Genomic DNA, 11212 nt, shown 5'->3' on the forward strand with positions numbered 1-11212 from the left:
TTGAATATATATGCAGATGGCAGAAGAACCTTTAGAATATTTCAAAACTTGATTTCTAATATTTTGAAATACTCCTTAAGTGGTACCAGAGTATATATAGATGTTGAAGATAACGATAACTTCGTATTAATGACATTTAAAAATATTCCAAAATACCCATTAACTTTCAGCGAAGAAGAAATCCTAGAAAGATTTAAAAGAGGTGATGCTTCAAGAACAACCGAAGGTTCAGGTCTTGGATTATCTATTGCAAAGAGTTTAGTAGAGCTTCAAAAAGGTATCTTTGAACTTAAATTCGATGGAGATTTATTTAAAGTTAGTATTTCATTAAAAAAAGAAAAGTTTTAATCTAAATTATGTATAAATAAATTTAATTTGGCAATAAATAATAATGAAGTATTTAACTTCAATATTTAATCGCCTCTCCCCCATTTTTATTTATATACAATTTGTAACGCCACAATATATGTTATCCAAATTAACATATATTGTGGCATTTTTATTTTCATAAATTTTAATTATTCATTTTCGAAGTTTCTTGGACAAATGTATAAAGTTAACCTTTTATTTGAGGATTGTTTATTATTTCTTTATTAAGATTCTTCTTAACATATCCAAGCCAGTTGTTGTAGCTTGAAGTCTTACTCGATTTCTATTTCCATTAAATATACACCTTTTTATTACTACTTCTCCTTGAACATATACTCCTATATATACTAATCCAACTGGTTTCTCTTCTGTTCCTCCCCCTGGTCCTGCTATTCCTGTTGTTACAATACTTACATCTGTATTAGCTGTTTTAGCAATACCAATAGCCATTTCTCTTGCAGTTTCTTCACTTACAGCTCCATACTTTTCTAAAGTTTCATTCTCAACTCCTAATCTTTTATGTTTAGCTTCATTTGAATATGTTACAGCACCTTCTAAAAGCACTTCAGATATTCCTGGATAGTTTATTAATGTAGCTGCAATCATTCCGCCTGTACACGATTCTGCTGTAGATATTGTGAGCTTCTTTTCTATTAAAAGCTCTGCTACAACATCCTCTAAGTTAATATCTTCAGTTGCATAAACATTATCGCCTAATCTGTTTTTAATTTCTTCTTCTACTGGCTTTATTAACTTAAGTGCTTCTTCCTGAGTTTTTGCCTTAGCTGTTATACGAAGCAGTACTCCTACTTCTTTAGCATAGGGTGCAATAGTTGGATTGGTCTGTGCATCCATTATATCTTTTAATTCATCAGCAACTGCACTTTCTCCAATACCTAATATTTTAATTACTTTTGACACCAATATGGAATATGATTTTTTTTGAAGGTATCCCTTAACTGTATCTTCAAACATTGGTTTCATTTCCTTTGGTGGTCCAGGTAAAATTATCATTATCTTATTATTTTCTTCTATAATTACTCCAGGTGCTGTACCATTATTATTATTAATTACAATAGCTCCCTCAGGTATTAAACCTTGTTTCAAATTATTTTCAGTCATCTTTCTTTCTCTGAATTTAAAATAGTTTTTTATTTTTTCAATAGATTCTTCATGTTGAAGTAACTCTTTATTAAAATATTTAGCTGCAACTTCCTTAGTTAAATCATCTGCTGTAGGTCCAAGTCCACCTGTTGTTATTATAATATCACTTCTGCTATACGCCTCTTCAAAAGCATGAATAATCCTGTCTTCATTATCACCAACTACTTGTTGATAATACATATCTATTCCTAATGCTGCCAGCTCTTGTGCTAAATACTGAGCATTTGAGTTAATTATGTCTCCTAACAATATTTCTGTTCCTACAGCTATAATTTCTGCTTTCATATTTATTACCTTCTTTTTTATAAATTTTTATCTGTAATATCATTATATAAGTTTAAAACCTATCCAATAACATATTGAATAGGTTTATATAAAAATATTTTCTTTTATAATATGCTATCTCTAAATCTAAATAAAATCTAGAGATAGCTTATATAAAAAATTTTTTCACCTCAATCTTATTTAAGCAAAAACCAAAATCAAAAAAATAGAGCTCTCTTAAAAATAGGCCTTCACTTAAAATAAGATTAGTAAATATGTATGAGAATGAAAAAATTCATTGCTAGGAGAGTCTTTCATACTTCTATTGTATGTATATTCCCTCTTACTTATTCATACCTATTAATAATTTTATTATAAAAGTTATATTTTAATCATTCATAATTTTATTTATTTTCTGTTTCAAGTAATGCTAATGCTACAGCACCTATTACTCCAGCATCTGTACCTAATCCTGCTGGAACAATTTTAACTGCTTCTGCCATGGATTTAAAGCATCTTTTATCAACTACTTTTCTTACTGTATCAAAAACAACATCTCCAGCTTTTGATACTCCGCCACCTATTATTATTACTTCTGGATCAAAAATAGATACTGCATTAGCAATAGCTATTCCTAAATAATTTAATGCATTATCTATGATATCTTTACATACAGGATCTCCTGCAGCTGCTTCTGTAAATACTTCATATGAGGTAACTGTCTCATATTTTCTTAGAGAAGTTTCAACTTTGCTAGCTACAGCTTCTTGTCCTCTTTTTGCAATTGCAGTACCTGATGATGTTGCTTCTACACATCCAATATTTCCACAATTACATCTAGGGCCATCTGGTGCTACTGTCATATGTCCAATTTCTAGTGCATTTGAAGTATGACCTCTATACACTTTACCATCTAAAACAGCTCCTCCACCTATTCCTGTGCTCACTGTGAAGAATACTACATCCTTTGCTCCTCTTCCTGCTCCAAACATATACTCTCCAATAGCTGCAACGTTTGCATCATTATCTAAGAAAACTGGTAATCCAAATTTTTTATTTATCGGATCAACCAAGTTAAAATTCTTAAATGGAAGATTAGGTGTATAAATTATAGTTCCTTTTTCAGCATCTAATGGTCCAGGTGAACCTATACCTATTCCCTTTATCTCTCCATAAGTTACTGAAGCATCTTTAATTACCTTCTCTATAGATTCTATGATTCTATTTAGTACTGGAATTTCTCCTTCATTAGCATTTGTTGGTACTGTTGTTTGACTTATTACTTCTCCATTTAAATTAGCTAGTGCAGTACTTATCTTAGTACCTCCTAAATCTACTCCCACAACATACTTTTCCATGATATAACTCTCCTTTGTTATTGTATATTTCCCAATTAAAAACAATTTCTTCTGAATTATATTATACTATAATATGCTCCAGTAATAAAACCTGTATTTTTATATTATTTTCTTGAAGATGCTTTATTAGCACTAATATAATAGTTTCCCAAATCATCGTATTGAGTATAGTTAACAACAAATTTATTATCCTTTAGCATTGAATTAATTAAATCAATGTCTTCTTTATTATTTCTATCAATCCTTATTACAAAATTATCATTATTGTCTATTATATTTAAATAATCAAATATATTGCTATAATCGCTCAAATCAATCTTTCCGCTGATGTCCATGCTATAGTCTGACATTAATTTCTCCTCCTAAGATTTATAATTAATATTAAATATATTATATGCTCGCCTTGGCAGTTATATCCTATGAAATTAATGTAAAAATCCTTCTGCATTATAGACTAACTCCATCACTATAACTTTCTATTCATTAAAAAATAAAAAGTTAATTTGGAATCTTTTAATAAAAATTTATGCTCCAAAAATATGTACCAAGTTTAAAATTATCTTTAAGCTTGGTACTTTATCTATATATATTCTTTCCTAGAAATTCACGTTTAGCCCTCTATTTTTTTAGATTATTTATACTTTCTATAACTTTTGCTACTTCCATCTCTGGAATTTCTTCATATCTAATAAATTCCTTTGAAAACATTCCCCTGCCTTGAGTTAAGGAACGCAGCTCTGTGGCATACTTTCTAATTTCTGCAAGTGGAATTTCTGCCATGACCTTTTGCTTACCTCCTTCTGGTTCCATTCCAATTACTCTGCCTCTCTTTTTATTTATATCTGCAATTACATCACCCATATATTCATTAGGTAATACAACCTCAACTTTCATTATTGGCTCTAACAAAATAGGTTTTGCCTGTTCAAGACCTTTCTTATAAGCTATGGATGCTGCAAGCTTAAATGCCATTTCAGATGAATCAACTGAGTGATATGATCCATCATGAAGAGTCGCCCTAAGACCTATAACTGGACAGCCGGCTAAAACACCATGAGCAATACATTCTCTCAACCCTTTTTCCACTGCCGGAATAAAGTTTCTTGGAACGGATCCTCCAACAACATTATCCACGAATTCTAAATCTTCGTTTCCATCTGTTCTAGGTTCAAACTTTATCACAACATCACCATATTGTCCATGACCACCAGATTGTTTTTTATGCTTCCCCTGTACATCCGAAGTCCCTTTTATTGCTTCCTTGTATGGAACCTTTGGCAAACTTAAAACTGCATCTACTCCAAATTTACTTTTTATTTTACTTGCAATTACATTTATATGAGTTTCTCCAAGCCCTGAAACTATGATTTCTGCATTTTCTACATCTCTTGATATTTCGAAAACTGGATCTTCATCTTTTAATTTATTTAAAGCCTGAGATATCTTTTCTTCATCACCTTTGGCTTGTGGTATCATTGCCATAGAACAAACTGCTTTAGGAAAATTCATTTTATCATACATTATTTTAAAATCTGAACTTGCTAGTGTATCTCCTGTATTTGTATACTGTAATTTAGAAATTGCTCCTATATCTCCCGCAATAATTCTTTTAGCTGGTATTTGTGTCTTTCCTCTAATGAAGCAAATATGAGATAATTTTTCAGCTTTATCTTTATTAACATTTAATACTGTCATATCCTCTTTAGCTTCTCCAGTCATAACTCTAAAGAAAGATATTTTACCTACAAACGGATCTGCAATCGTTTTAAATACCAATGCTGAAAATGGCTTTTCTTGATCAAGATTAACGAAAGTCTCTTCGTTATTTGTAACATTCAAAGCCTTTTGAGAAATTGCATATTCTGGAGAAGGAAAGCATTCCACAATATCGTCAATTAAAGAATCCATTCCTATTACTTTAGTTGCACTGCCACACATAACAGGAGCAATATCGCCACTCGCACATCCTTTTATTAAACCCTTGCAAATTTCTTCATCACTTAATGTTCCTTCGCTAAAATACTTGTCTAATAATTCTTCATCAGTTTCTGCAACTGACTCCATAATCATTCTTTTGCATTCTTCAACTTTCTCTTTCAATTCCTCTGGTATATCTAAAATCTTTATTTCTTTAGTCTTTATATCATATATTCGCGCCTGCTCTGAAATAACATTTATTACACCTGTGAACTGATCTTCTTTCCCTATTGGATATTGAATTGGAACTACACTCATTCCAAACTTTTCTTTAAGTGAATCTAATACCTTATCAAAATTTGCATTTTCACGATCAAGTTTATTTATAAAAATTGTTCTAGGCAGTTTAATTTTATTACAATATTCCCATGCTCTTTCAGTCCCAGCTTTTATTCCTGAAACTGCACTTACCACTATCATTCCAACATCTACAGCTCTCATTCCCTCAATACATTCACCTTGAAAATCAGCATATCCTGGAATATCAACAAGATTTATTTTAATATTATCTAATTCAATTGGAGCTATTGAAAGTGCAATAGAAAATTGTCTGTTCTTTTCTTCAGTATCAAAATCTAAAACAGTAGTTCCATCTTCAATTTTCCCTAATCTATCTATTATTTTCGAATAATATAGAAGACTTTCTGCTAAAGAAGTTTTTCCTGTTCCATTATGTCCCATTAATCCTACATTCCTTAAATTTTTAATACTATAATCTTTCATGAACTCTACCAAACTTTTAAGTCATCTTAAAAGTTGGCTTTCACCTGCCTTTCCCATGATAATATTATTTGATATTATATTTCTATTTATGTTCATTAAATCCTCTTTAATTTTCTAAATTTTCTGAAAATTTATATATTATCCTTTTCTTTGTTAAACTTTTCAATTTATTCTTACATTTTATTGTAGTATTTTTAAAAAAACATTATAATTTTATCTGTCATTAGTTAAGGCTATTTTATAATTTTAATCTAAATTGATGGAGGCAAAATTTAATGAATACCAAGAAAAACTTAAGAAGTTATTATAAGATTTTATTTTTTATACTTGCCATTGGAATAGTTATTGGAGTTTTATTTATACAACCACAAGTTGGTGTTGCTGACCAAGGTGATTTTAATAGAATAATGAGCATATCTGGGCTATCATTATTAGATTCAGATGCAAATAATCCTAACTTTATAAGATTTATGAGTTATATTGTAACTGATTATCAAATAACGAATATTACCAATCTAACCTTAACTATTTTTGGATCTAGCCTTAGTTATCTAATTATACTAATTAATACTATCTCCAAATTATTTGGGCAAGCTATATTTAAAACTCAGTATTTATCTGTAATTTACAGTATTATATATATTCTTTCTTTTAGCATAATATTAAAATCCTTTAACATAAAGAATCGCATAAAACTCATAATTCTTGAACTATTAATACTGTTCTTCTTCTTTGATGGAAATTATTTAATTTGGTTCAATAGTCTTTACGGTGAACCAATGATGTTTACAACATTAGTACTATTTATTGCTTCTGTTCTTAACTACATTTATTACAAATATATCCTTAAGAAAAACGAAAAAATATTTTCAAAAATATTTTTCATATTGTTTTCAGCATTCTTGTTTTTGGGTTCAAAACTACAAGTACTTACTTCATTGCCTATTATTATACTTTTTATCGTTAAAGTACTCTTTGATAACAGACGTTCTCTCAATAAAATAAATCTATACATATTGTGCATTGTCCTTTGTTTTGTAATAGCATATCCTATTGGCATTAGCTATAATAGCTCTGACTTGAATGTTGATACCCAATATAACTCAGTTTTTTATGGTATATTAAAAGATTCTAAAACTCCAGAGCAAGATTTAATAGATTTAGGTCTTAATCCAGATATGGCAGTCGACGCTGGAAAAAACGCTTATTTAGCTGAGGATAAATATGTGAAGTATTCTCCTAAAAGCGAATTAACTGCTGAAGAATTTTATAGTAACATAAATAATCTAAAACTTGCTAAATTTTATTTATCTCATCCTCAAAGATTATTAAATGGTATGAAATATACAGCTAGTAAAGCATTTTCTACTAGTACATTGCTTGGAAAACATTATAGAAGCTATAGTGAAAAGCCTATTACAGACTTCAATAGATTTACTCTTTGGTCAACATTTAGAGAAAATATGCTTCCTCACGAATTATACTTTATAGTTTCAGTTTATCTTATTCTTGCAGTATACTCACTTTATAAATATATTAAAAGTAAATCTAATTTAGAAATAAAAACCAAATTACTTTTACTCTGGACTGTTATGTTAATAGGTATAATTCAATTCCCAATGCCATTTGTAGGCAACGGTGAAGCTGATACTGCGAAGCAATTATTCCTATTTAATTTTATTTTTGATGGATTACTCTTATTTGTTTCTATAAAGATTATTTTCAAGATAATTGATCTATTTAAAATTAAGTGAATCGATTTTAAGCATCTATAACATAAAAATTAATGCTATGACGAAGTAGTGGATATGATTTATGAGATAATAGCTTCTTCACACAGCTATCAGATAAGCTAAAAAATTTAAAACAACAATTTTTTATTTAATTAGTTTCACTATCAAATCATAATCCATTTAATATAGATACTAAATACATACAATTAGATTTGCAAAAGAAGTTGATGAAAGCTATCTTGGTAGGTATTTAGAAAGTTTACATTACACATATGAACAAATTTAAATTATTTATTCCTCAAAGATAATAAAAGATAGTTTTTTTATGAATGACAAAATAAAATAATTATTATACATAATTAATCCTTTTTTAATATATAGCATCTAAGTTTACTAAAAAACTCTGTCTATAATGATATGAGAGATATAATCAGCGCATAAAATAATCTCTGATTATATCTCTCATATTATTATAAGCATGCATTCATATTATAAAATGAAACACAAAATTAAAAGATTATATCAATTTGTTTCTAAATAAATGAATCCTGCTTAATCTAATTAATATCAAAACAATGCTACCAAAAGTGTCTATTATGACATCTCTAACAGCACCTTCTCGTCCCAATACGAAAAGTTGATGTATTTCATCAGAACAGGCATATAAAAATACAAATATTATAGTCATAACAACAACTTTCCTCATATTAAAATATAAATTAAACACATTAAATGCTAATAAGGCCAAAATCATATATTCAAGAAAATGTGCACATTTTCTAACAACAAAATTAGCAAGCTGTCCAAAAATACCATTTACATCTATACCTATACTAGCTAATACTTTTATTATCCCTTCACTTTGAGAATCAGATATGTTAGCTGGTTGATTTGACATAACAAATATTCCAGCCATCCAAATAATTAATAAAAACCAATAAATAATTTTCCTTTTGTTTCTCATATTTAACCTCTTTAAAGTAAGATTTCTACGCTATAGCTTAATGCTTATTATGGATACTTCATTCTGACATGTATCTATTTATATATGCAAGTGACTCTTCCAACAATTCCTGTCCCTTTTCTAGTCCATCAATCTTTAACTCAAGATTGCAAATTCTTTGATCTATTTGATACATAAATTGCTTTATATCTTGTAATAGTTTAGCTTCATATGTTACTTGTACTCCCTCATCATCAATAAATACCTTTTCTGGTGGGGCTCCGCACTTGGTACATTTTGCATATATACCTTGTTCATCTAAATTATTAAAGACCTTAAATGTATCATTATTACATTCTGTACAATTTGATAGCATTATGAAATCATAATAACTTACATCATAATAATAATCACTTCCGCAATCCTTACATGTTAGCTTTAATTTATTATCTTCTGTCATTATATGAAACTCATTTCCACTACACCCATCTTTTTTACAGACAATAGTTTGTATCATACTCATACCCTCTCATAAATATAATTTCTCTCTATTTTACTACATGTTTAATTATCGAATTTCCTTTTTTTAACACATTCTACAACTAAATTATATGCTATAATTTTTCTATTGTACACTGTAATAATTAGTATTTTTAATTCATTTTATGAGATAGTTCTACTGTTTTTTATATTTAAGTTTACATTTCTCTATTATATTATATTGAATAGCATATATAATATAAAAAATAAAAAAACTATGAATTACAAATTCATAGTTTTCTAATGGTGGAGATAAAGAGATTCGAACTCTTGACCCCCTGCGTGCAAGGCAGGTGCTCTCCCAACTGAGCTATACCCCCATGGTGGACCTTCAGGGACTCGAACCCTAGACCTACCGGTTATGAGCCGGTTGCTCTAACCAACTGAGCTAAAGATCCATTAAAGTCACTAAAACTTTAATATAAAATCTTGTAAAAACAAGATTACCTCGCAACGTCCTACTCTGCCACACAGTCTCCCATGCAGTACCATCGGCGCTATAGACCTTAACTTTCCTGTTCGGAATGGGAAGGAGTGTTACCTCTATGCCATCATCACGAGATGCATGTTTTTCCCAAATCTTCGATTTGGTTGAAAAACAGCACACCAACGAACGTATGTGAGTTAGTGTTTCCTTAGAAAAATAACCCTTGTTCATCGCTTATACTATTTTTTCAGTAATTATCCTAAATAACTACTACTTAAAAGAACCTTGTTCTTTCAAAATTGCACATAGTCCTTAATGTATTTACAACTTGATTATATTGGTCAAGCCCTCGACCTATTAGTATCAGTCAGCTAAATATGTTACCATACTTACACCTCTGACCTATCAACCTTGTAGTCTTCAAGGGGTCTTACTAGCTTATGCTATGGGAAATCTCATCTTGAGGTGGGCTTCACACTTAGATGCTTTCAGCGTTTATCCCTTCCCGACTTAGCTACCCAGCTATGCTTCTGGCGAAACAACTGGTACACCATAGGTCAGTCCATCCCGGTCCTCTCGTACTAAGGACAGCTCCTCTCAAATTTCCTACGCCCGCGACGGATAGGGACCGAACTGTCTCACGACGTTCTGAACCCAGCTCGCGTGCCGCTTTAATGGGGCGAACAGCCCAACCCTTGGGACCTACTTCAGCCCCAGGATGCGACGAGCCGACATCGAGGTGCCAAACCTCCCCGTCGATGTGAACTCTTGGGGGAGATCAGCCTGTTATCCCCGAGGTAGCTTTTATCCGTTGAGCGATGGCCCTCCCACGAGGTACCACCGGATCACTAAGCCCGACTTTCGTCCCTGCTCCACTTGTAAGTGTCGCAGTCAGGCTCCCTTCTGCCTTTGCACTCTTCGAACGATTTTCCGACCGTTCTGAGGGAACCTTTTGGGCGCCTCCGTTACATTTTAGGAGGCGACCGCCCCAGTCAAACTGCCCACCTAACAATGTCCTGTCACCAGTTTCATGGCATCCAGTTAGAACTTCAATACTATCAGGGTGGTATCCCAACAACGACTCCTCCAAAGCTGACGCCCTGGTATCCCAGTCTCCCACCTATCCTGTACAGACAATACCGAAATTCAATGCTAAGCTACAGTAAAGCTCTACGGGGTCTTTCCGTCCAATCGCGGGTAGCGAGCATCTTCACTCGCACTACAACTTCGCCGGATTTGCAGTTGAGACAGTGCACAAGTCATTACGCCATTCGTGCGGGTCAGAACTTACCTGACAAGGAATTTCGCTACCTTAGGACCGTTATAGTTACGGCCGCCGTTTACTGGGGCTTAAGTTCATACCTTCGCTTGCGCTAAGTATTCCCCTTAACCTTCCAGCACCGGGCAGGCGTCAGCCCCTATACATCAGCTTTCGCTTTAGCAGAGACCTGTGTTTTTGTTAAACAGTTGCTTGTGCCTATTCTCTGCGACCTACGTTTCCGTAGGCACCCCTTATTCCGAAGTTACGGGGTCAATTTGCCTAGTTCCTTAACTGCAATTCTTCCGTCGGCCTTAGGATTCTCTCCTCATCTACCTGTGTCGGTTTGCGGTACGGGCACTACTTCTCTCTCTAGATGCTTTTCTTGGAAGCATGGAATCAGATACTTCGGTTCCGTGGAACCTTCCCCATCACGCCTCAGAATTGTTGGAACGG

At 32.0% G+C, this 11212-nt stretch carries 8 protein-coding genes, 2 tRNA genes and 2 rRNA genes (1 of these 12 only partly in view); 2 read left to right on the plus strand and 10 right to left on the minus strand.

The features are described 5' to 3' along the window. Entirely contained in the window at positions 1-348 is a 348-nt protein-coding gene (locus CDLVIII_RS28550) for an ATP-binding protein (RefSeq protein WP_035301967.1), read from the plus strand. Positions 349-582: 234 nt separating this feature from the next. Here the strand turns inward: CDLVIII_RS28550 and CDLVIII_RS28555 are convergent, their stop codons facing one another. From CDLVIII_RS28555 to fusA, 4 genes are all read right to left on the minus strand, one after another. Next, positions 583-1818 carry a competence/damage-inducible protein A gene (locus tag CDLVIII_RS28555; RefSeq protein ID WP_009172964.1) on the minus strand — a complete coding sequence of 412 codons (1236 nt, stop codon included), beginning with the start codon at positions 1816-1818 and terminating at the stop codon, positions 583-585. Between the two features lie 383 nt (positions 1819-2201). Then, on the minus strand, positions 2202-3155 hold the full coding sequence (locus tag CDLVIII_RS28560) for an ROK family protein (protein WP_009172965.1): 954 nt from the start codon (positions 3153-3155) through the stop codon (positions 2202-2204). 104 nt (positions 3156-3259) lie between these two features. Then, a complete protein-coding gene (locus CDLVIII_RS28565; RefSeq protein ID WP_009172966.1) occupies positions 3260-3505 on the minus strand; it encodes a hypothetical protein in 246 nt (81 codons plus the stop codon). A gap of 268 nt (positions 3506-3773) precedes the next feature. Continuing rightward, entirely contained in the window at positions 3774-5855 is a 2082-nt protein-coding gene (gene fusA, locus CDLVIII_RS28570) for an elongation factor G (protein ID WP_009172967.1), read from the minus strand. A gap of 275 nt (positions 5856-6130) precedes the next feature. Here fusA and CDLVIII_RS28575 point away from each other — a divergent pair, with 275 nt between their 5' ends. Then, positions 6131-7609 (plus strand): hypothetical protein, encoded by a 1479-nt coding sequence (locus CDLVIII_RS28575; protein WP_009172968.1) that lies wholly within the window; start codon positions 6131-6133, stop codon positions 7607-7609. A gap of 496 nt (positions 7610-8105) precedes the next feature. On the opposite strand, the gene CDLVIII_RS28580 is transcribed toward CDLVIII_RS28575, so the two are convergent. The 6 genes from CDLVIII_RS28580 to CDLVIII_RS28605 form a co-directional block, all read right to left on the minus strand. Beyond that, positions 8106-8552 carry a VanZ family protein gene (locus tag CDLVIII_RS28580; protein WP_009172969.1) on the minus strand — a complete coding sequence of 149 codons (447 nt, stop codon included), beginning with the start codon at positions 8550-8552 and terminating at the stop codon, positions 8106-8108. 58 nt (positions 8553-8610) lie between these two features. Beyond that, positions 8611-9048 carry a hypothetical protein gene (locus CDLVIII_RS28585; RefSeq protein ID WP_009172970.1) on the minus strand — a complete coding sequence of 146 codons (438 nt, stop codon included), beginning with the start codon at positions 9046-9048 and terminating at the stop codon, positions 8611-8613. Between the two features lie 267 nt (positions 9049-9315). Then, a tRNA-Ala gene (locus CDLVIII_RS28590) sits at positions 9316-9391 on the minus strand. 1 nt (position 9392) lies between these two features. After that, positions 9393-9469, minus strand: a tRNA-Ile gene (locus CDLVIII_RS28595). A 47-nt stretch (positions 9470-9516) separates the two neighbouring features. Continuing rightward, a 5S ribosomal RNA gene (rrf, locus tag CDLVIII_RS28600) occupies positions 9517-9633 on the minus strand. A 202-nt stretch (positions 9634-9835) separates the two neighbouring features. Next, positions 9836-11212, minus strand: a 23S ribosomal RNA gene (locus CDLVIII_RS28605); it runs 1536 nt beyond the window's last position.

It is taken from the genome of Clostridium sp. DL-VIII (assembly GCF_000230835.1).
In the GTDB taxonomy this organism is placed as follows: Bacteria; Bacillota; Clostridia; order Clostridiales; family Clostridiaceae; genus Clostridium.

What these genes read in the sequence shown, in the direction of transcription:
- CDLVIII_RS28555 (WP_009172964.1), bottom strand. Translation starts at nt 1,818, where the DNA reads ATGAAAGCAGAAATTATAGCTGTAGGAACAGAAATATTGTTAGGAGAC.
- CDLVIII_RS28575 (WP_009172968.1), top strand. Translation starts at nt 6,131, where the DNA reads ATGAATACCAAGAAAAACTTAAGAAGTTATTATAAGATTTTATTTTTT.
- fusA (WP_009172967.1), bottom strand. Translation starts at nt 5,855, where the DNA reads ATGAAAGATTATAGTATTAAAAATTTAAGGAATGTAGGATTAATGGGA.
- CDLVIII_RS28560 (WP_009172965.1), bottom strand. Translation starts at nt 3,155, where the DNA reads ATGGAAAAGTATGTTGTGGGAGTAGATTTAGGAGGTACTAAGATAAGT.
- CDLVIII_RS28585 (WP_009172970.1), bottom strand. Translation starts at nt 9,048, where the DNA reads ATGATACAAACTATTGTCTGTAAAAAAGATGGGTGTAGTGGAAATGAG.
- CDLVIII_RS28580 (WP_009172969.1), bottom strand. Translation starts at nt 8,552, where the DNA reads ATGAGAAACAAAAGGAAAATTATTTATTGGTTTTTATTAATTATTTGG.
- CDLVIII_RS28565 (WP_009172966.1), bottom strand. Translation starts at nt 3,505, where the DNA reads ATGTCAGACTATAGCATGGACATCAGCGGAAAGATTGATTTGAGCGAT.